This is a genomic window from Nonomuraea roseola (genome assembly GCF_039535395.1).
GTDB lineage: Bacteria > Actinomycetota > Actinomycetes > Streptosporangiales > Streptosporangiaceae > Nonomuraea > Nonomuraea roseola.
In genome coordinates, this window is sequence record NZ_BAAAXC010000015.1 from 1,193,515 (window position 1) to 1,213,881 (window position 20,367).

General features: G+C 71.2%; 16 protein-coding genes. 9 read left to right on the forward strand and 7 right to left on the reverse strand.

Going from position 1 to position 20,367, the window contains the following annotated elements:
* The first annotated feature begins 26 nt into the window (after positions 1-26).
* The 7 genes from ABFX55_RS28600 to ABFX55_RS28630 are packed head-to-tail and all read left to right on the forward strand — an operon-like array spanning position 27 to position 6,522.
* A complete protein-coding gene (locus ABFX55_RS28600) occupies positions 27-1,334 on the forward strand; it encodes an extracellular solute-binding protein (protein WP_346125858.1) in 1,308 nt (435 codons plus the stop codon).
* Entirely contained in the window at positions 1,331-2,197 is an 867-nt protein-coding gene (locus tag ABFX55_RS28605; RefSeq protein ID WP_346125859.1) for a carbohydrate ABC transporter permease, read from the forward strand. Before ABFX55_RS28600 ends, ABFX55_RS28605 begins: the two co-directional genes overlap by 4 nt.
* On the forward strand, positions 2,194-3,009 hold the full coding sequence (locus ABFX55_RS28610) for a carbohydrate ABC transporter permease (RefSeq protein WP_346125860.1): 816 nt from the start codon (positions 2,194-2,196) through the stop codon (positions 3,007-3,009). The genes ABFX55_RS28605 and ABFX55_RS28610 overlap by 4 nt, the downstream gene beginning before the upstream one ends.
* A complete protein-coding gene (locus ABFX55_RS28615; RefSeq protein ID WP_346125861.1) occupies positions 3,006-3,845 on the forward strand; it encodes an ROK family protein in 840 nt (279 codons plus the stop codon). The genes ABFX55_RS28610 and ABFX55_RS28615 overlap by 4 nt, the downstream gene beginning before the upstream one ends.
* 2 nt (positions 3,846-3,847) lie before the next feature.
* Positions 3,848-4,576 carry a GntR family transcriptional regulator gene (locus ABFX55_RS28620; RefSeq protein WP_346131277.1) on the forward strand — a complete coding sequence of 243 codons (729 nt, stop codon included), beginning with the start codon at positions 3,848-3,850 and terminating at the stop codon, positions 4,574-4,576.
* Between the two features lie 11 nt (positions 4,577-4,587).
* Positions 4,588-5,346, forward strand: a complete 759-nt coding sequence (locus ABFX55_RS28625; RefSeq protein WP_221241155.1) for a sugar isomerase domain-containing protein — start codon at positions 4,588-4,590, stop codon at positions 5,344-5,346.
* 57 nt (positions 5,347-5,403) lie between these two features.
* Complete coding sequence (locus tag ABFX55_RS28630; RefSeq protein ID WP_346125862.1) at positions 5,404-6,522, forward strand: L-talarate/galactarate dehydratase; 1,119 nt, start codon at positions 5,404-5,406, stop codon at positions 6,520-6,522.
* Between the two features lie 65 nt (positions 6,523-6,587).
* On the opposite strand, the gene ABFX55_RS28635 is transcribed toward ABFX55_RS28630, so the two are convergent.
* The 3 genes from ABFX55_RS28635 to ABFX55_RS28645 are packed head-to-tail and all read right to left on the reverse strand — an operon-like array spanning position 6,588 to position 9,657.
* The gene (locus ABFX55_RS28635; RefSeq protein WP_346125863.1) at positions 6,588-7,406 is read right to left on the reverse strand and encodes a carbohydrate ABC transporter permease; all 819 of its coding nucleotides are present in this window, start codon (positions 7,404-7,406) and stop codon (positions 6,588-6,590) included.
* On the reverse strand, positions 7,403-8,305 hold the full coding sequence (locus ABFX55_RS28640) for a carbohydrate ABC transporter permease (RefSeq protein ID WP_346125864.1): 903 nt from the start codon (positions 8,303-8,305) through the stop codon (positions 7,403-7,405). The genes ABFX55_RS28635 and ABFX55_RS28640 overlap by 4 nt, the downstream gene beginning before the upstream one ends.
* Positions 8,302-9,657: an ABC transporter substrate-binding protein gene (locus ABFX55_RS28645; protein WP_346125865.1), complete on the reverse strand. Its 1,356-nt coding sequence runs from the start codon at positions 9,655-9,657 to the stop codon at positions 8,302-8,304. The genes ABFX55_RS28640 and ABFX55_RS28645 overlap by 4 nt, the downstream gene beginning before the upstream one ends.
* Positions 9,658-9,820: 163 nt before the next feature.
* Between ABFX55_RS28645 and ABFX55_RS28650 the strand changes: the two genes are divergently transcribed.
* Entirely contained in the window at positions 9,821-11,701 is a 1,881-nt protein-coding gene (locus ABFX55_RS28650) for a heparinase II/III domain-containing protein (RefSeq protein ID WP_346125866.1), read from the forward strand.
* 2 nt (positions 11,702-11,703) lie between these two features.
* On the opposite strand, the gene ABFX55_RS28655 is transcribed toward ABFX55_RS28650, so the two are convergent.
* The 4 genes from ABFX55_RS28655 to ABFX55_RS28670 form a co-directional block, all read right to left on the reverse strand.
* Positions 11,704-12,570, reverse strand: coding sequence for a 3-methyladenine DNA glycosylase (locus ABFX55_RS28655; protein WP_379478952.1), 867 nt, complete (start codon positions 12,568-12,570; stop codon positions 11,704-11,706).
* Positions 12,571-12,635: 65 nt separating this feature from the next.
* Positions 12,636-14,750, reverse strand: a complete 2,115-nt coding sequence (gene recD2 / locus ABFX55_RS28660; RefSeq protein ID WP_346125868.1) for an SF1B family DNA helicase RecD2 — start codon at positions 14,748-14,750, stop codon at positions 12,636-12,638.
* 30 nt (positions 14,751-14,780) lie between these two features.
* Entirely contained in the window at positions 14,781-15,695 is a 915-nt protein-coding gene (locus ABFX55_RS28665) for a hypothetical protein (RefSeq protein WP_346125869.1), read from the reverse strand.
* A complete protein-coding gene (locus tag ABFX55_RS28670; RefSeq protein ID WP_346125870.1) occupies positions 15,695-19,063 on the reverse strand; it encodes a serine/threonine-protein kinase in 3,369 nt (1,122 codons plus the stop codon). The genes ABFX55_RS28665 and ABFX55_RS28670 overlap by 1 nt, the downstream gene beginning before the upstream one ends.
* A gap of 201 nt (positions 19,064-19,264) precedes the next feature.
* Between ABFX55_RS28670 and chvE the strand changes: the two genes are divergently transcribed.
* A complete protein-coding gene (chvE, locus tag ABFX55_RS28675) occupies positions 19,265-20,359 on the forward strand; it encodes a multiple monosaccharide ABC transporter substrate-binding protein (RefSeq protein WP_346125871.1) in 1,095 nt (364 codons plus the stop codon).
* Positions 20,360-20,367 lie beyond the last annotated feature (8 nt).

Consider the following 20,367-nt stretch of genomic DNA (forward strand, 5'->3'; position numbering starts at 1 on the left):
CGACCTGATGAATCAGGAGACCCCCCATGAAGACCTCGACGATGCGGACGGTCGCGGTGAGCGCGGCCTTGGCGATGGTGGCGGCAGGGTGCGGCGGCGGTGGCGACGACGGCACCCCTGCGGCCACGAAGATCTCTTTCCTCACGCACTGGGGCCCTGACCAGGTCAAAGCCCTGGAAGCGGCCGCCCAGGCGTTCCAGAAGCGCAACCCGGGCGTCACCGTCGACATCAGGGCCGTCCCGTTCGGCAACCTGCTGTCCACGCTGCGCACCCAGGGCTCCAGCCCGAACGGCCCCACGATCGCCAGCGTCTACGACCTGTGGCTGCCCGAGCTCGTCCGCGACGGCCTGGCGGGTAACATGCCCGCCGACGCCGAAGCGGACCTCGCGGCGAACTGGCCCGAGAACCTGGTCGAAGGCGTCACCAAGCAGGGCGGCCCGCGCGGCTACCCCAACGAGGTGGACCTCTACGCCCTCAACTACAACAAGAAGCTGTTCAAGGAGGCGGGCATCGCCGCGCCGCCCAGGACGTGGGCCGAGCTCGAGGCGGCGGCCGCGAAGCTGACCAAGGACGGCAGGCAGGGCTTCGGCGTCATCACCAGCTGGCCCGCGGGCGTGGTGCACCCGTGGCTGTCGCTGGTCAACTCCAACGGCGGCAGGCTCCTCGACGGCGCCATCCCCAAGCTCGACGACCCCAAGACCCTCGCCGCCGCCCAGCTCTACTCCAGGCTGGTGAAGTCGGGCGCCACCCAGGCCAAGATGAGCAACGCCAACGCCAACACCACGGGCCCCTACCTCGACAACTTCGTCAACGGCAGGACCGGCATGATCATCATGGCCAACTGGTGGCAGGGCGCGCTGAAGGAGGCGATGGGCGAGCGCTACCAGGATGTCGGCGTCGCGCCCATCCCCGTCGGCCCCGACGGCGCCACCAGCGCCTCGGTCTCCTACTCCTGGCTCACCGTGGTGAACGGCAAGGCCGACCAGGCCAGGCAGCAGGCCGCGTGGAAGTTCCTGACCTTCCTCAACGGCAAGGACAGCGGCAGGAACGGCTCCTCGGCCATGGGCGACATCCTCACCTCCATGGGCATCCTGCCGAGCAGCATCAGTGATCTGAAGGCGCACCAGGCCGAGCTGTCGGACCCGTTCCTGTCGGTGTACGTGGCCGAGCTGGCCAACGCCGTGCCCTTCCCCTCGGTGCTGGGCGGCGAGGCGATGAGCCAGGCCGTGCAGAAGCACGTCGAGAACGTCGTCTTCGGCAAGGAGACGCCCGAGGCGGCCATGGGCGCGGCGCAGCGGGAGGTCGCCGACATCCTGACCAAGGCAGGCACGTGACGCGGCACGCCAGGAGCATGGCGGCCGTGGCGTTCCTGTCACCCGCCATGCTGGTCATCGGCCTCTTCACGGTGGTGCCGATCGGGCTGACGTTCTGGATCAGCCTGCACGAGTGGTCGATGTACACCCCGCTGGGCGAGATGTCGTGGCGCGGGCTCGCCAACTACACCGACCTGCTCGGCGACGAGGGCTTCTTCACCGCGCTGGTCAACACCGCCGCGTACGTGGCGCTCGTCGTGGCCGTGACGCTGCCGCTCTCGGTGGCGCTGGGGATGCTGCTCTACTTCCCGAGGGTCATGGGCAAGGCCGTGGCAAGGGCGGTGCTGTTCTCGGCGTACGTGGTGCCGACGGTGGCCATCTCGATCGTCTGGGGCGCGCTCTACGCGCCCGACTACGGCCCGCTGTCGCAGCTGTTCGCCGCGTGGGAGCCCACCTGGCTCAGCGCTCCCGACACCGCGCTGGTCTCGCTGGTGGTCTTCCATGTCTGGCAGATGACCGGCTACTACACGGTGCTGGTGATCGCGGGGCTCACCCAGATCCCCTCCGACCTCTACGAGGCGGCCCGCATCGACGGCGCGGGGTTCTGGCGGCAGACCAGGCACGTCACGCTGCCGCTGCTGCGCCGTACCACCGTCTTCATCGGCCTGGTCGCGATCATCAACGCGATCCAGGTGTTCGACCCCGTCTACATCCTCACCCAGGGAGGGCCAGCGGAGAGCACGGCCGTGCTGTCGTTCGCGGTCCAGCGCGCCGCCTTCCAGCACGGCATGGCGGGGCAGGCCAGCGCGATGGCGTTCACGCTGCTGGTGCTCCTGGTGGCTCTCGGCGGCGTGTTCCTCGCCGCGGTCAGGAGGCGGTCATGAGGCGTGCGCTCGCCGCGGCGGCGATCGCGCTGGTCATGCTGCCCGCGCTGTTCCCGCTGTACTGGATGGTGATCTCCAGCCTCAAGGGGCCCGAGGAGCTGCAGTCCATCCCGCCGACCTGGTGGCCTGGCGAGCCGTCGTTCGGCGCGTTCACCGAGGTGTTCGAGGCGGTGCCGTTCGGCACGGCCTTCCTCAACAGCCTGCTGCTGGCGGGCGTCGCGACGCTCTCGGTGCTGGTCACCAGCGTGCTGGCAGGGTACGTCTTCGCCAAGCACCACTTCAGAGGGCGCGAGGTGCTGTTCTGGGGCGTGGTCGCGACCATGTTCCTGCCGCCGGTCGTGACGCTCGTGCCGCTCTACTGGCTCGTCTCGTCGATGGACCTGGCCGACACCTATCTGGGCGTGCTGCTGCCGTGGCTGGCCAACGCGTTCGGCATCTTCCTCATGCGGCAGTTCGTCTCCGACGTGCCCGACGAGCTGCTGGACGCCGCGCGCATCGACGGCGCGGGTGAGCTGCGCATCGTGTGGCGGGTGGTCACGCCGCTGCTGCGGCCGGCCGTGGTGAGCCTGGCGATCTTCTCCTTCGTCTTCTACTGGAACAACTTCATCTGGCCGCTGTCGATCCTGCAGGACGACGCGAAGTTCCCCGTCGTGCTGGCCCTGAGCCAGCTGCTGAGCTACAGCACCTCGGTGCAGTACCAGAACGTGGTCATGGCGGGCGCGCTGATCGCCTCGCTGCCCACGATCGTGGTGTTCCTGCTGGCCCAGCGCGTCTTCGTGGCCTCGCTGTCCAGGACGGGGGTGAAGGGATGAGACACGTCGGCTTCGACGTGGGCGGCACCCTGCTGCGGGTGCTGGCCGGGAGCGACGGCGTGCGCGGCCCGGTCGCCAGGCACGAGGTCCCCCGCTCCTACGAGGCGCTGCTCGACCTGCTCGCCGAGCTCACCGGCCCTGGCGCGGACGCGGTGGGCATCGGGCTGCCCGGCACGTCGGCGGAGGGAACGCCGGTGTTCGTGCCGGCGCTGCCGTGGCTGGAGGGCCGGCCGCTCGCCCGCGACCTGGAGGCACGGCTCGGCGCCCCTGTGCGACTCGGCCTCGACGGCCACCTCACCCTGCTGGCCGAGTCGGTGGAGGGCGCGGCCAGCGGCAGGCGCTCGGCCGTCCTGGTCGCGGTCGGCACCGGCATCGGCGGCGCGCTGCTCGTCGACGGCAGGATCTGGCGGGGCGCGCACGGCAGCGCGGGCTCGTGGGGCTGGCTGCAGGGCGAGCCCGAACCCGCTCCCCTCGCCGCCGGGTACCCCGCGCACGGCGGGTTCGAGCGGGCCGCCTCCGGCTCCGCGCTCGGCGGGCGGGGCCCCGAGCTGGTCGCCGCCGCCCGCGAGGGCCGCGTGCCCCCCGAACTCGAGGCCTATGCCGTACGGCTGGCACGCGGCATCGCCGCGCTGGCCAGCACGCTCGACCCGGAGATCGTCCTGGTGGGCGGCGGCATGGCCGACGCGATGGACGTGCTCGGACCCATGCTGGCCGTCCACATCGAGCGGTTCGCCTCCCCCGACGGGCGGCGGGTGCCGGTGGTGGCGGCGGCGCTCGGGTCGGGCGCGGGAGTCGTGGGCGCCCTGCTCGCGGCTGAGATCGGGGAGGACTGGTGAACATGAGAGGGCTCGACCCCACGTCGGGCGTGCCGCTCTACCTGCAGGTGGAGCGGTCTCTGCGGCATCGCATCGACGCGGAGGAGTGGCTGCCCGGCGCCCAGCTGCCCACGGAGGACGAGCTGGGCAAGGCGTACGGCGTGAGCAGGGTGACCATCCGCCAGGCGCTGGCCAGGCTGGTCGACCGCGGGGTGCTGGTGCGCGAGCAGGGCAGGGGGACGTTCGTCCGCGACACCAGCCTGACCGCGGGAGCGCGCGGCGTCACCTCCTTCACCGCCGAACTGGCGGGGCTCGGACATCCGTCGGGCGCCAGGGTGCTGGAGCAGAGCGTGCTGCCCGCCGCCGACTGCGACCTTCCCAAGGAGATGGGCCTCGGCCCAGGCGACCTGCTGCTGAGGCTGCGCAGGCTCAGGACCGACACCGCCAGACCCGTCGGCGTGCAGACGGCGCTGCTGCCGCTCGAGCGCTTCCCCGGGCTCGACCGGCTCGACTTCACCGACCGCTCGCTCTACCAGACGCTGCGCGAGACCTACGGCCTCGTGCCGCGCGAGGCCATCGAGACCTTCACCGTCGGGGGCGTGCTCGACGAGGACGCCCCCACCCTCGGCGTCGCGCCCGGCGCGCACGCCTTCTACGTCGAGCGCCTCACCTTCGACGCGCACGGCCCCTTCGAATACGTCCGCAGCGTGATGCGCGGCGACCGCTACCAGATCCGCCTCGCCCTCCGATGAGAGGAATCCCCGTGACCTACACCCGCCTGATGATCGACCTGCTGGACCGCCTCGACTCCACCCAGGGCGAGGTGCTCGACACCGTCGCCGAGCGCTGCGCCGACGCCGTGCAGAACGGCGGCCTGATCCACCTGTACGGCAGCGGCCACTCGGTGATCCCCACCATGGACGCCTTTCCCCGCTACGGCAGCTTCGCCGGGCTGCACCCGCTGACCGACCCCCGGCTGATGTGGCACAACGTGCTCGGCCCCGGCGGCGTGCGCGAGCTGCTGTGGCTGGAGCGGACCGAGGGCTACGTGCCGCAGTACCTCGACCACGAGCCGCTCAACGCCGGTGACGTGCTGATCGTCTACTCGCACGGCGGGCGCAACGCCGCCCCCGTCGAGGCGGCCATGTACGGCGCCAAGCACGGCCTGTTCACCGTCGCCGTCACCTCGGTGGCCAACCTGGAACGCCCCGCCGAGCACTCCAGCGGCAAGCGCATCGCCGAGGTCTGCGACGTCACGGTGGACACCGGCGTGCCCGTGCAGGACGCGATCGTCGAGGTGGACGGCTGGGACCGCCCGGTGGGCGGCGCCTCGACGGTCGTGGCCTGCGTGGTCAGCCACGAGATCGTCACCAGGACGGCGGGGGTGCTGGCGGGGCGCGGCGTGGTGATCCCCACGTTCGTCTCGCCGACCGTGCCGGGCGCCTCTGTCTCCTCCAACGACGAGGTCTTCGCCGACCACCGGCGCCGCCTGCACGCGGCCGAGGGCAGGGCGCAAGACTAGGGGTTCCGCGGCCGGGGATCTCCCCCGGCCGCGTCACCACGAGTTGGAGCCCCCGCCATGAACGACCGCATCACCTCGGTGCGTCTCTCGTCCGTTCGCCTCCCCCTCGACGTGCCCATCAGCGACGCCAAGGTGCTCACCGGCAGGCAGCGGCCGATGACCGAGGTCGCCATGCTGTTCGCCGAGATCGCCACCGCGCAGGGCCACGAGGGCCTGGGTTTCGGCTACTCCAAGCGCGCGGGCGGCCCTGGCCAGTTCGCGCACGCCGTGGAGATCGCCCCTGACCTGCTCGGCGAGGACCCGAGCGACATCCCCCGCCTGTGGGAGAAGCTCGTCTGGTCGGGCGCGTCGGTGGGCCGCAGCGGGCTCTCGATCCAGGCGATCGCCGCCATGGACATCGCGCTGTGGGACCTGAAGGCCAGGAGGGCCGGGTTGCCGCTGGCCAAGCTCCTGGGCGCGCACCGCGACTCGGTGCGCTGCTACAACACCTCGGGCGGTTTCCTGCACGCCCCGATCGAGCAGGTGCTGGAGAACGCCTCGGCGGCGCTGGAGCGCGGGATCGGCGGCATCAAGATCAAGGTGGGGCAGCCCGACACGCGCGCCGACCTCGCCAGGGTCGAGGCGGTCAGGGCGCACCTGGGCGACGCCGTGCCGCTGATGGTCGACGCCAACCAGCAGTGGGACAGGCCCACGGCGCGGCGGATGGGAAGGGCCATGGAGGAGTACGGCCTGACCTGGATCGAGGAGCCGCTCGACGCCTACGACCACGAGGGGCACGCCGCGCTGGTCTCCTGCCTCGACACCCCCGTGGCCACCGGCGAGATGCTCACCAGCGTGGCCGAGCACGCCGCGCTCATCCGCGCGGGCGCCGCCGACATCCTGCAGCCCGACGCCCCGCGCATCGGCGGCATCACCCCGTTCCTGCGCCTGACCGCACTGGCCGAGCACCACCGCCTCCAGCTCGCTCCGCACTTCGCCATGGAGATCCACCTCCACCTCGCCGCCGCCTACGACCAGGAGCCGTGGGTGGAGCACTTCGAGTGGCTCGAGCCGCTGTTCGACGAGCGCATCGAGATCGTGGCAGGCCGGATGGCGGTGCCCTCCAGGCCGGGGCTCGGCCTGACGCTCAGCGAGCAGGCCGTGAAGTGGACCGTGGACCAGGCCGTCATCGCCTGACCGCGAGAGGCGCCGCGGGAGGCGCCGCGGGAGGCGCCGCGGGGCTGGCGCCTGGGGAGAGGCGCTCAGCCCTTGCTTCCCGTGGTCGCGATGCCCCTGACGAAGTGGCGCTGGCCGACGAAGAAGAGCACGATCATCGGCACGGTGGTGATGACGCTGGCAGTCATGACGATCTCCCAGTGCCACTCGCCGCCGAAGCCGTACTGGTCGAGCAGGGCCTTGAGCCCACGCGGCACCGTGAAGGTGGTGGAGTCGCGCAGGTAGATCAGCGGCCGCATGAGGTCGGTCCACGCGGCCTGGAACTCGAACAGCCAGGTCACCACGATCGCCGGTCTGCACAGCGGCAGCGCGATCCTGGTGAAGATCTGCCAGTTGTCCGCCCCGTCGACCCTGGCCGCCTCGAACGGCTCGCGCGGCAGGCCGAGGAAGAACTGCCGCAGCAGGAAGATGTAGAAGGCGCTGCCGAACAGGTTCTGCGCCCACAGCGGCGTCAGCGTGCCGACCATGCCGAGGGAGTTCCAGATGAGGTAGGTCGGGATCATGGTGACGGCCCCCGGCAGCATCATCGTCGCCAGGACCAGCCCGAACAGCGGCCCCCTGCCGGGGAAGCGGAAGTAGGCGAAGCCCCACGCCACCATGGCGCTGGTGACCGTCACGGCGATCGCCGCCATGACGGTGACGAAGGCGGTGTTGAGCAGCCACAGCGCCATCGGCGCCTCCTGCCACACCTTGATGTAGTTGTCGAAGGTGAAGGTCTCGGGGATCAGCCGGTGGTCGAACACCTCGCCGCGCGGCTTGAAGGAGGCACTCAGCAGCCAGACGAACGGATAGGCGAACAGCACCGAGATCACGCCGAGCGCGGCCCAGACGAGGATCCTCTTCACGGCCGATCCCCCTCGTAGTAGACATACCGCCGCGTGAGCAGGATCTGGACGGCGGTGATCATCATGATCACGACGAACAGCACCCAGGCCAGCGCCGAGGCGTAGCCCATGTGCAGGAACTCGAAGGCCTGCTGGAACAGATAGATCACGTAGAACAGCGCCGCGTCGTTGCTGTAGGTCGTGTTGCCCGATCCGAAGAAGGCGGTGTACGCCTCGGTGAACGACTGCAGGGCGTTGATGCTGTCGACGACGAACAGGAAGAACAACGTCGGGCTGATCATCGGCACGGTGATCCGCAGCGTCCTGCGCCACCATCCGGCCCCGTCGACCAGCGCCGAGTCGTACAGCTGCTGGGGGACGGCCCGCAGCGCCGCCAGGATGATGATGACCGAGGCGCCCACGGTCCACAGGCTCATCAGCACCAGCCCCGGCTTGATCCAGGCGGGGTCGGTGGTCCACGAGGGCCCCTCGATCCCGAACAGGCCGAGCGCGCTGTTGATCAGCCCGCTCTGCCCGTTGAAGAGCAGCAGCAGGAGGATGCCGATCGCCACGGGCGGCGTCATCTTCGGCAGGAAGAAGACGGTCCTGAAGAAGCCCGTGGCCCTGGCCGCGCTGTTGAGCAGCAGCGCCAGGCCGAGCGAGACGACCAGCTGGACCGGCACCGACATCACCGTGAACACGAAGGTGTTCCTGAGGGCCAGCCCCACCTTGGGGTCCTGGAACAGCGTCACATAGTTGTCGAAGCCGATGAAGTTCGGGTCGTTGATGACGTCGTAGTCGGTCAGCGACAGGTAGGCGCTGTTGATGACAGGCCAGGCGGTGAAGACGAGGAACCCGATGATCCAGGGGCTGATGAACAGCAGCGCGGCCCTGGTCTCAGCGGCGCGGACGCGCATCATCCCCACGCTTTGTCGAGGGCGGCCTGAGCCTCCTGCTGGGCCTGGTCGAGCGCGGCCTTCGGCTCCTGCTGGCCGTTGAGCACCCGGTTGACGGCGTCCTGCCACGCCTTCTTGAACTCGGTGTCGGCCGGGTTGGCCGGAAGGGTGAAGGTGTGCGCGCTCGCCTCGTAGACGGCCTTCACGCCGTCGTCCCACGGCCGGCCGCCTGAGGTCACCATCTTCCTGATCTCCTCGTCGGCTCTGGTGTTGCCGGTCAGGACCCCGGTGAACGGCTTGCCCTCCGCCTTCCGCTTGGCCAGTCGCGCCTGGGCCGCCGCCTTCCAGGTCTCGACCAGCGTCATGGTCTGGGCGAACCTGCAGGCGGCCTGGGGATTCTTCGAGCCCTTCGGGATGGCCCATGCCGAGCCCGAGGAGTAGGCGATGGCGTTGCCCCGCTTGTCATGGAAGGTGTCGAAGGCCATCGGCGTCTTCGGCGAGACGTTGTTGAGCACGTTGACGTACCACTGCTCCATCGGCATCGCGCCGAGCTCGCCCTTGGCGAACTGGTTGCCCTTGCCGAAGAAGTCGGCCGAGTCCCTGATCGCCTTCACCTTCGCGAAGCCGCCCTGCGCGTCGTAGACGCCGACGGCGAACTCCAGCGCCTCGACCACCTGGGGGCTGTTGAGCTGCGCCTTCCTTCCGTCGGCCGACAGCAGGTCCGCGCCGTTGGCCTTGGCCCACAGCGGCAGGAACTCCGGCAGCTTGCTGTCGAAGCCGATCTTCCCCGACGCCTTGAGCAGCTTCGGCGTCGCCGCAGTGATCTTCGTCCAGTCGGTGCCGTTGACGTCCTCGACCGTCAGGCCGGCCTTCTCCAGCAACGCGGCGTTGGCCATGGTGATCTGCACCTGGTTGAACTCGGGAACGGCCCAGAGCTCGCCGCCGAACGTCACCTGGCCGAGGGCGGGCTTGTCGTACATCGAGGTGTCGATCCGCTCGCCCTGGACGCATGCCGTGAGCGGGATGATCGCGCCGCGCGAGGCGAAGGTGCCGATCTGGTCCCTGTTGGCGTAGACGATGTCGGGAGGGGAGCCCGAGGCCACCGACGACAGGAACTGCTGGATGTCGAGGTCGCCCTCGATCAGCCTGACTTTCGCGCCACCGAGCGAGGCCTCGGCCTTCTCGATGCGCGTCGTCGCGATCTCGTCGATGCCCGCGATGCCCATCACAGTGAGCGTTCCCTGGAAGGTGGCCCGCGGGTCGTACGTGCCCGTCGCCTTGGGTGCCGCGTCGCCACCGGTGCCTCTGGCACACGCGCTCAGCGCCATGGCCAGGGACATCGACACGACGCACCATCGGACGAGTCGCGATGTCATCTGGTTCGCTCCTCCACACCGTCAGGCCACTCTGCCCCGGCCAGTGTGGCGCAGTTCACATCTCTGAGAACGTAGGCACGTCCGTCACGGACCGTCAACAGCCACGCGCTCGGCCTCCTTGACCGGGTGAAGCGGTTTTCCCTAGCGTTGCCGAGGAGGTTCGATGGACGCCGCGTACACGCCCGACTGGCAGGGGATCCGCCGCAGGGTCGCGACCAGGCCGTGGGCGGCCAACGTGCTCGCCGCGATCGGCTCCGACTTCACCCGCTGGACGGACGACCTCGTCATACCAGGACCCGACCGGCCGTCGGCGTGGACGCACCACTACTTCTGCGACGCCGACGGCGCGCCCCTGCGCTTCGATCCGGCGGCCCCCGCGAGCCACGCCTGCACGCGGTGCGGCTGCACCTACACCGGCGAGCCGTGGGACGGCGCGTGGCGCACCGCGATGCACAACGCCGCCGCGGCCCAGGCCCAGCGCGCCGCCCTCCTGGTCAGGCTGGCCGACGACCACCGAGCCGCGGGCGAGCTCGAACGGATCGCCGCCGCCTACGCCCGCGACTACCTCTCCTACGACATCCACGGCGTCAACGCCGGCAGGGGCAGGGTCCACCCCCAGTCGCTCGACGAGGCCGTCTGGGCCGTCGGCCTGCTGCGGGCGCTGCGCTGGGCGGGCGACGCGCTCACCCCCGCCACCTGCGCCGCCGCCGACGCCATGGCCCGCGCTATCGCCGACCTGTTGCGCCCGCAGGTCGGCATGGTGCACAACATCCACTGCTGGCTGCTGGCGGCGCTGGCCGAGTGCGCCGTACGCCTGCGCGACCACGAACTGCTCCGATGGTGCCGCGACTCCCCCTTCGGCGCGCAGGCGCAGGTCAGCGAGGGCTTCTACCCCGAGGGCCTCTGGTACGAGATCAACCCCCACTACCACTACTACACCGTCGCCGCCCTGCTGTCCTACCGCGAGGCCGCAGGGCCCGAGGGCCTGTCCGAGGAGGCGGCGCTGCGACTGTCGCGGGCGATCACCGCCCCGCCCGCCCTCGCCTACTCCGACACCCGCCTGCCGGCCTACGGCGACGGATGGGCCGAGTGCCACGTCGGCGACTTCGCCCCACAGGCCGAGGCGGCCTGCGCGATCCTGCCCGAGGAGCCGATCGATCTCGCCCCCTACTACGCCAGGACGCGCCGCGCCCCGGTCCCGCTGTGGTTCGGCAACACCTCACCGGCGCCGGGCTGCGTGGAGCTGGAGGGCCGCTCGTCGGTCGCCGCCCTCGTCTTCGGGCCTGACGACGTCCAGGCCGCCTCGCCCGGCCGTCCGGGCTCCTTCGTCTGGCCGCACGCGGGGATCGGGTTGCTGCGCTCGCCCGCCGTACGGCTGGCCATGCGGTTCGGGCCGGACGCCGGCTGGCACGACCACCGCGACAAGCTCGGCGTCGACCTCGAGACGGCCACCGGGTGGTCCAGCCTCGACCTCGGGACCAGCGGTTACGGGTCGGACTTCACGGCGTGGATGCGCTCGCCCCTGGCTCACAACCTGGTGGTCGTCGACGGGGCGCGCCAGCCCGAGCACGCGGGACGGCTGCTGGAGTCGTCGGCTCGGCGGCTGGTGGCCGAGTCGGCATGGGAAGGGCAGGTCATGCGCCGCACCGTCACCGTCTCCGACGACGGCTGGAGCGACCTGTGCACGGTCACGCTGGCCGCGCGCCTGCGCATCGAGTGGGTCTTCCACGGGGACGGCACCTTCCTCCCCTCGGCCCGCGCTCTCCCCGCGCCCAGGCTGGACGGCGAGGCGGGGCACGCGTGGCTGCGAGAGGTCAGGCGGATCGAGGTGCCGCACGACAGGGTGCTGCGCGGCTCGTGGGAGGTCGACGGCGCCCCCGAGCTCTCGCTCGCCGTACCCGAGGGGTTCGAGGCCTTCACGGCGCTCGCCGAGGGCAACCCGAACGGCCGTCCTCTCGGCGTGCTGCTCCTACGCGGCCACGACGACCGCGCCCGCTTCCACGCCACCTTCCGCCTGCGGGGCCCGGCCGAGGCGGCTGGCTGAGGTCAGCCCGCCGGGACGCGCATGCCGTCGAGGAGCCGCTCGCACAGCTCCAGGAGCGTACGGCGCAGCGGCGCCGCCCGCTCGGCGAAGCCCCGCTGCGCCGCCGCGTACGTCACCCGGCCTTCGGGGGTCTCGATCGGCACGGGCTCGTAGCCGAGGACGCCCAGGTCGTAGGGGCTGGCCCGCATGTCGAGGGTCCTGATGTCGCGCGCCAGCTCGAAGCAGTCGGCGACCAGCTCGCTCGGCACGAGAGGGGAGAGCTTGTAGGCCCACTTGTAGAGGTCCATGTTGGCGTGCAGGCAGCCGGGCTGCTCGAGCTCGGCCTGCCGCTCGCGGGTCGGGTGCAGCGTGTTGAGCGGCCTGGCCGACTCGGTGAAGAACCTGAAGGCGTCGAAGTGGCTGCAGCGCGCTCCCCTGCGCTCCACGACGGCGGCGATCTCCTCCGGAGGCATGCGCAGGGGCTGGGCCGCGTGCCGTACCTCGTCGGCGGGCAGCTTGTAGACCATCGCCCATTCGTGCATGCCGAAACACCCGAAATGGCCCTGCCGGGACGCGGTCGCCGACAGCAGCGTGGCGGTCCACTCGACCATCGCCCCACGCTTGGCCAGCAGCCGCTCCACGTCGAGGGTGGCGCCCTCGGCGGTGTCGACGTAGTCGGCGCCGTAGCCGCTCGCCCCCGCCAGCACGACGCCCGCGCCGGGGTGCCACCTGCGCAGCCGTCCTGGACGGTAGCCGTAGTAGTCGAAGAGGAAGTCCTCCACCGGGTGGGGCGTGCCCGCCTGGCGGCGCTCGAGGTGCGGCCCGATCCAGGCGTCGACCCGTCGCTGATGCGACTCGGCCCTGGCCCGCCACTCCGGCTCGTCGAGGATCCTCACCGCACCATCGTAGAAACCCCGGCGGGGTGCCCGGTACTGCCGCCCTTTCACCTCGCCTCTCAGCCGAGGGCGGCGGTGAGGCGGCGCGACAGGCCGGTGTTGCGGCGCTGCCCGAGCCTGGCGACGGCCAGTTCGAGCGCCTCTCGCTGCCCGACCAGCACGACCCACGCCTTCGCCCTGGTGACCAGGGTGTAGAGCAGCCGGCGGCGCAGCATCACCCCGCCCGCCTCCACGACGAGCGGCGCGACCACGAACGGGTATTCGCTGCCCTGGGACCTGTGCACGCTGATCGCGTAGGCATGGGTGAGATCGTCGAGCTCGTCGAAGGCGTAGGAGACGGTGTCGCCGTCGTCGATGAGCACCTCGACCACGCGCTCCTCCTGCTTGAGCGCGACCACCGTGCCCGTCTCGCCGTTGAAGACGCCCTTGTCGTAGTTGTTGCGGATCGGCATGACCCTGTCGCCCACCCTGAAGACCGAGGCCCCCGACCAGTGCTCAGCCGTGCCCTCGCGAGCGGGGTTGAGCCGCTCCTGGATCATCCGCCCGATCTCGGCCGTGCCCGCCGAGCCCTTGCGCATCGGGCAGAGCACCTGGACCTGGCCGGACCCGACCTTCTGCTTGGCGGGGATCGCCTCGGTCGCCAGGTGGACGACGCGCGAGGCCACCGCCGTGGGATCGTCGAGCTCCTCGAACCAGAAGCCGCCGCCACCCGGCGTGAAGGGGAGGGCGCCGCCCCTGATCTGGTGGGCGGCCTGGATGATGCCGCTGCCCTCGGCCTGGCGGAAGACGTGGGTCAGCCGCATGCGGGGAACCGCCTCGACGCGCAGCAGGTCGGCGAGCACGCTGCCGGGCCCGATGCTGGGCAGCTGGTCGCTGTCGCCGACCAGCAGCAGGTGGCTGCCCGACGTGATCGCCGAGCACAGCCGCGTGGCCAGGTGCAGGTCGAGCATGGAGGCCTCGTCGACCACGATGAGGTCGGCCTGGGCCGGGGTCTGGTCGAAGAGCTTGTCGGGGTCGGGCTGGACGGCCAGCATGCGGTGCACGGTGGTCGCGGGCAGCCCGGTCAGCTCCGACAGCCGCTTGGCCGCCTTGCCGGTGGGCGCGCAGAGGGTGACGGTGCCGCCCATCGCCCTGACGGTCGCCGCGATCACCTTCACAGTGTGGCTCTTGCCGCATCCTGGACCGCCGGTGAGGACCGAGACCGTGCTGGTCAGCGCCATGGTCACCGCCGCCCGCTGGTCGTCGTGGAGCCCGGGGTCGTCGCTGAAGGCGCGCAGCGGCAGCGTCGAGCGGGCGGTGAGGAGCCTGGCCAGCAGCGCGGCCAGCCTGGCCTCGCGGCTGTGGTGCTCCTTGGCGTAGACGACCAGGTCGTCGTCGCTTTCCTCGACGACCACCCTGCGCTCGGCCAGCAGCGCGTCGACCAGCTGGCCGACCAGCTCCTCCTCCAGCTCCAGCCTGGCGGCGGTACGCCTCACCAGGGCGTGCAGCGGCAGGAAGCAGTGGCCGTCGCGGGCGGCGGCCGCCTCGAGGCCGTCCATGAGCGCCGCCTTGATGCGCTGGGGGCTGCGCTCGGGCACGCCCGACTGCAGGGCTATCTTGTCGGCCGTGCCGAAGGCGATGCCCCTGACCTGGCCGATGAGCTGGTAGGGGTCGGAGGCCAGGATCTCGGCGGAGGCGGGGCCGTAGACCTGGTAGATCTTGGTGGCCAGCAGCGGGCTGACCCCGAAGCCCTGCAGCACCACCATCAGCGCGGCGACCGCCTTCTGGTCGCGCCACGCCTCGACGATCTGGGCCTGGCGGCCAGGGCCGATGTTGATGACCTCGGTGAGCCGCTCGGGCGCGGTGTCGATCACGGTCAGCGTGGCCTCGCCGAAGTGGCCGACGATCGCCTGCGCCAGCCGGGGGCCGATGCCGCGGATCAGGCCCGAGCCGAGATAGAGCTGGATGGCGTGGACCGTGGCGGGCACGACGCGCTCGCAGGCGGTGACCGCGAAGCGCTTGCCGTAGGTGGGGTGCTCGGCCCACTCGCCCGTCAGGCGCAGCGTCTCGCCGGGCTGCACGCCGGCGAGCGCCCTGCCCGAGGCGACGAAGCCCGCCATGGACTCGCTGCTCAGGCGGGCGACGGTGTATTCGTCCTCTCTGACGTACACCAGCTGCTCGACGGATGCCTCCACGCAGAGGATCCAATCACGCGGCTGCGACATTCAGTTCGCGATGACCCTCCTGCCGCCGCTCGCGCTGCCGCCGAAGCCGCCCGCGCCGCCGAAGGTCACCTTCCAGTAGCCGCTCCCCGGCACCGGCGTCGAGATCACGAACCTGCCGTTGCTCTGGGTCGTCCCGCTCCCCCTCTTGCCGTAGTTCGAGGTGCTCACCCCGTACTCCGAGCTGACGGGCTGCGTCCCCGGGCTCCGCCACTTGGTGATCTTTCCTGCCGCGTTCCTGCTCTTCTCCCACTGCAACCGCCCCTTGTGCGTGACCGAGCGTCCCTCGCTCACCGTGCTGGGCGTCACGGAGTAACCCACGATCCTCGAGCGCTTGAGCGCCCGCGCCACGAACACCCGGCTCTCCTCGCTGGTCGCGGGCGCCGCGCCGCGCAGCCTGGCCCGCCAGCGACCCGTCTCCATGGCCTGCGCCTCGACGGCGAACAGACCGCGCTCTCCCGCCTCGGCGAAGGCGACGTCCCGCCAGGCCAGGTCGGCCTCCGGCCTGAACTGCACGACCACGACCCGTTCCTCGGACTCCGCCGCCAGCCGTCCGGTGAAAGTGAGGATCTCCGATCCGTCCTCCACCGAGGTGGGCGAGACGGTGAAGTCGAGGATCCGGCCCTCCCTCGCCTCCCCGACCGTGAAGGGCTCCTCGGCGACGGCCCTGTCCGCTGTGATCGTGACCGTCCGCTCGCCCCTCTCCGCGTCACGGGGCACCTGATGGACGGCGCGCCACGCCTGCTCGTTCGGCGACGACTCCTCCTGGTCGAAGCGCAGCTCCTCCTGCCCGAGCCGCCCTGTCACGGCGCGGGCGTCGGTGGTCACCACGACCACGCTCACCCGCGCGCCCGGCGAGGCCGGGTTCGGCTCGACCTCCACGGACACGATCTCGGCCGGAGCCCCCCATAAGATCATCAGCACACCTCGCGATAGGGCGCCTCCGGAATGAGGCGCCGCCATTCCTCCTCCGACAGCCCTCGCCCCGTGCGGGCGCACACGCCCGCCGCGGCCAGGTCCACATCGACGGCGTGCCGTCTGACCCCGCCGTCCTCCCCGATGCTGAACAGCTCGTCGCCTCCCGCGCCGAAGGCCACCGCGAGGACGGCACCCGTGTGCAGCGGGTACGGCAGGCCGTACGGCACGCCCCTGTCGACATCCCACAGCTGGACCCGCCCGCTGCCGCCGCCGACCGCCAGGACCCCTTCACTCGGCGAGAAGGCCAGCGCCGTGACATCGTCTCCCCCTGTGGCCAGGTGCCTGATCCTGACGAGGGTGCGCGCGTCCCACAGGTCGATGCCCGACTCGAAGGACCCCGTCGCGACGATCCTGCTGTCCTCACTGAACGCCACCGCCGACACCCCGTCAACACTCGGGCTGAACGGCTGCGCCACCAGGGGCCCCGAGGGCAGCGGGATGAGCGCGTTGTCCCTGCCGCCCACCGCCAGCGCCCTGCCGTCGGGGCTGAAGGCCAGCACGTCGCCGCCCACCCTCGGCAGCGTTCGCGCGGGGCCCTTCCCGTCCCAGAGCCGCACCTGGCCGAACCCTCCCGACCACGGGACCACCGCGAGCGTCCGCCCTCCGGGCGCGAAGGCGAGCCCCGCCACGGAAACCGCGCCAGGCAGGGCCAGCCGTCCGGTGATCCGCCTGGTGGCGGTGTCGAGCAGCACGACGCGGGCGGGGTCGCGCAGCCCTGCGGCGAGCGTGCGTCCGTCGGGGCTGACAGCCAGCGCGTCGCTGTCCATGGCGACCACCTCCATGCCGCCGAGCCCGTCCCCCACGTGCAGGCCGTCGCCCGCCTGCGCGGCGACCACCCGCGCTCCGGGTCCGAACCTGGCCGACTCCACCTCTCTCGCGATCGGCGCGGCACGCTCGCCGACGTCCAGGACGGCCACCGCGCCGCCGCCGAGCAGGTAGCTCAGCCTGGCGCCGTCCAGCCGCAGGTTCGGCATGAGCGAGGCGTCGGCGAGCCGGTAGGAGAAGCGGGCGGCGCCGTCCTCGTCCCACAGCGCGACCTGGTCGTCGCCGTCGTAGGTGAGCACCTCGTCGCCCGCGAAGCCCACCCACTGCGCGGCCGCCCCTTCGAGCGGCGCCCGCCGCAGCCCCCGCCCGCCGGCCGCGTCGTGGAAGAGCACGTCACCGCCGGTGCTCACGGCCAGCGTCCTCCCCGTCCGGTCGAAGGCGACGGCGCCGCCCCTGCCCTTCCACCGCCTGCCGTCCAGGTCCCACACTTCGAAGCGGTCGCCTCGGAACATCGGCGCGAACAGGCCCTGTGACAGCGCGATGCGCTCCAGCCCCTCGCGCCGCCATTCGACGACCTTCTCGCGGGAGGGCACCCGCCATACCTGGCCCGAGGGCACAGAGGTGACGACCGCGAGCAGCGCGCCCCGCGCTCCGAACTCCATCCAGGTCGCGCCCTCCCCGAACGCCTCGCCGAGGGGCCGCCCCGTGACCGCGTCCCACAACCGCACCCGCCCGCTCGACGCGACGGCCACCGTCCGGCCGTCGGGGCTCAGGGCGACGGCCCTGACATCCGTGCCCACTTCCTCGATCCTCCCCGTACGGCGGGAGCCGTCCCACAGCGTCGCCACCCCTGAGTCGACGACCAGCAACGAGGCCCCGAGGGCGAACTTGGCGTCGGCCGTCACCCTGGGCGGCGGCCTGACCGTGAGCTCGCGCTGGGCGAGCGAGCTGTGGACCGCCGCCCGAGCCTCCCTGACCGGCGCGAGCCGCCACGCGGCCACGCTGAGCAGCATCGCCGTCACCGGGTCCGCCGCCCTGAGCTGCTCGGCTCTGGCGGCGGTCTGCCTGGCCGCGGCGATGTCGCGCTGGCTCTCCGCCACTCCTCGCTGCTGGACGGCCAGCCCCGTCGCCGCCAGCGCGACGACGAGCAGGACGGCCAGCACCGCCGACACCTGCCCCCTGCGCCTGGCCCGCACCCTGGCCAGCGCGGCGCTCGCGGTGAGGAAGGCGTTCTCGACCAGGTTGAGCGTCACGTGCTGCCGCCCCGTCGCCGCCCACCCGAGCGCCGCCTCCAGCGCGCTGCCCTGGAAGAGGTCGGCGGGCCTGCGCCCGCCCGCCTCCCATCGCGCGGCGGCCTCGCCGAGCTGCCTGTGGACGCGCAGGCCCGCCCTGTCGGCCTCGATCCACTCGCGCATCCTCGGCCATGCGCGCAGCAGCGCCGCGTTGGCCAGCGAGATGGTCTCCTCGTCGCCGACCACCAGCTCCGCGCGGGCGAATCCGGACAGGACCCTGTCGGCCTGTGGCTGGTCGTCCAGCTCCTGCCTGGACATCCGCCTCAGCATGTCCTCCGCGCCCTCGCCCGGCATGACCATGCGCAGCATGATCTGCGGCACCACCGCCCTGTCGTCGGCCGAGAGGCGCTGGTAGACCTGCTCGGCGACCGTCTCCAACGGCGGCGGCGCGGGCTCGGCGCGGCTCCCCACCGGCTCGGCGGCCCTGCACCCCTCGGCGAGCAGCTCCCCCGTCTCCTCCCTGCCGCCCAGCAGCGCGAGCAGGATCGAGCGGGCGGCGGGCCTGGCGGCCTCGTCCTTCGCCATCGCCGCCGACACCAGCGTCCGCAGCGGCTCCTCCAGCACGGACACGTCAGGGTCGACGGCGAGGATCTGGTGGTAGAGGGCGACCAGGTTCTCCCCGTCGAACGGCGCGCGCCCCGTCGCGGCGAACAGCGTGACCGCGCCCCACGCCCACACGTCGACGGCAGGCCCCCCGCGCTGCCCGATGACGCTCTCCGGCGCCATGAACGCGGGCGTCCCCGCCACCTGGCCCGTCGGCGTCAGCGACATCTCCGACGTGCGGGCGATCCCGAAGTCGATCACCCTGGGGCCGTCGGGGCCGATGAGCACGTTGTCGGGCTTGAGGTCGCGGTGGATCACCCCGGCCTCGTGGATCGCCGTCAGCGCCGTCGCCACCCCCGTGGCCAGCCGGTACAGTTCGTCGGGCCGGTAGGGGCCGCCGCTGTCGACGGCTGCGCGCAGGCTCGGCCCTCCCACGTACTCACTGACGATGTACGGCCGCGGCCCGTCCAGCTCGACCGCCAGCACCCTGGCCGTGCAGAACTGCGCGACGCTCCTGGTGGCCGCCGCCTCCTTGGCGAAGCGTCTGCGCAGCTCGGCGCCCGAGCCCGGATGCAGCACCTTGATCGCGACCCGCTCCCCCTCGGGTCCGTAGGCGTCGTAGACGACGCCCTGTCCGCCCTGACCGAGCCTGCCCGCCAGCCAGTACTCACCGAGCTGGCGCGGGTCGCCCACGGCGAGGGCCGACATATGCTGATGATGCGCCAGGATTCCGGCGACGTCACCCTCCGGCGGAGACGCGCTCGGGGCACGCTCGACCGCCCTCCGACCTCCTCGGACGTTACCTCCGTGTTTCCTCCGTATCGTTGACACACCCAAGTGTTAACGATAACAATCAGCCAAACGCCACGCGTTCATGTCTGATTCATCCCCTTCATAAGGAGAGCCACGATGGGACGGACCTGGGGCATTGTCTCCGCACTCGCCCTCGCCGCCACCCTGACGGCGTGCGGCTCCAGCCAGAAGACCGTCGACGCGCAGGCCGCCCCGAGCGGCAGCGCCAGCGGCAACGCGGGAGCCCTCATCGGCGTGACCATGCCGACGAAGTCGTCCGAGCGCTGGATCCACGACGGCGACAACGTCAAGACGCAGCTGGAGAAGCTCGGCTACAAGGTCGACCTGCAGTACGCGGAGAACGACATCCCCACCCAGGCCAACCAGATCGAGAACCAGATCACCAAGGGCGCCAAGCTCCTGATCGTGGCCTCGATCGACGGCACCGCGCTCACCTCGCAGCTCCAGCAGGCCGCGGACAACAAGATCCCGGTCATCGCCTACGACCGGCTGATCCGCAACAGCCCCAACGTCGACTACTACGCCACCTTCGACAACTTCAAGGTCGGCGTGCAGCAGGCGACCTCCCTGATGAAGGGCCTGGAGGCCAAGAAGCCTCCGTACAACGTCGAGCTGTTCGGCGGCTCTCCCGACGACAACAACGCCACCTTCTTCTGGAACGGCGCGATGTCGGTGCTCGAGCCCAAGATCAAGGACGGCACGATCAAGGTCAAGAGCGGTCAGACCGACTTCAAGACCGCCGCCATCCTGCGCTGGGACCCCGCCACCGCACAGAAGCGCATGGAGGACATCCTCACCAAGACCTACACAGGCGGCGAGAAGGTCGACGGCGTGCTCTCGCCGTACGACGGGCTGTCGATCGGCATCCTGTCGGCGCTGAAGAGCAACGGCTACAACCCCTACCCCGTGGTCACGGGACAGGACGCGGAGCTGGCCTCGGTGAAGTCCATCGTGGCGGGCGAGCAGTACTCCACGATCTTCAAGGACACCCGCAAGCTCGCCGAGACGACCGTGAAGATGGCCGACGCCGTGCTCAAGGGCGGCAAGCCCGAGGTGAACAACACCAAGGACTACGACAACGGCACCAAGGTCGTCCCCTCGTACCTGCTTGACCCGGTGATCGTGGACAAGAGCAACTACGAGCAGATCATCATCGGCGGCAACTACTACACGGCGGACCAGCTCAAGTGAGCATCCTC

What these genes read in the sequence shown, in the direction of transcription:
- ABFX55_RS28610 (WP_346125860.1), top strand. Translation starts at nt 2,194, where the DNA reads ATGAGGCGTGCGCTCGCCGCGGCGGCGATCGCGCTGGTCATGCTGCCC.
- ABFX55_RS28615 (WP_346125861.1), top strand. Translation starts at nt 3,006, where the DNA reads ATGAGACACGTCGGCTTCGACGTGGGCGGCACCCTGCTGCGGGTGCTG.
- ABFX55_RS28640 (WP_346125864.1), bottom strand. Translation starts at nt 8,305, where the DNA reads ATGATGCGCGTCCGCGCCGCTGAGACCAGGGCCGCGCTGCTGTTCATC.
- ABFX55_RS28665 (WP_346125869.1), bottom strand. Translation starts at nt 15,695, where the DNA reads ATGATCTTATGGGGGGCTCCGGCCGAGATCGTGTCCGTGGAGGTCGAG.
- ABFX55_RS28620 (WP_346131277.1), top strand. Translation starts at nt 3,848, where the DNA reads ATGAGAGGGCTCGACCCCACGTCGGGCGTGCCGCTCTACCTGCAGGTG.
- ABFX55_RS28650 (WP_346125866.1), top strand. Translation starts at nt 9,821, where the DNA reads ATGGACGCCGCGTACACGCCCGACTGGCAGGGGATCCGCCGCAGGGTC.
- ABFX55_RS28630 (WP_346125862.1), top strand. Translation starts at nt 5,404, where the DNA reads ATGAACGACCGCATCACCTCGGTGCGTCTCTCGTCCGTTCGCCTCCCC.
- ABFX55_RS28600 (WP_346125858.1), top strand. Translation starts at nt 27, where the DNA reads ATGAAGACCTCGACGATGCGGACGGTCGCGGTGAGCGCGGCCTTGGCG.
- chvE (WP_346125871.1), top strand. Translation starts at nt 19,265, where the DNA reads ATGGGACGGACCTGGGGCATTGTCTCCGCACTCGCCCTCGCCGCCACC.
- ABFX55_RS28645 (WP_346125865.1), bottom strand. Translation starts at nt 9,657, where the DNA reads ATGACATCGCGACTCGTCCGATGGTGCGTCGTGTCGATGTCCCTGGCC.
- ABFX55_RS28670 (WP_346125870.1), bottom strand. Translation starts at nt 19,063, where the DNA reads ATGTCGGCCCTCGCCGTGGGCGACCCGCGCCAGCTCGGTGAGTACTGG.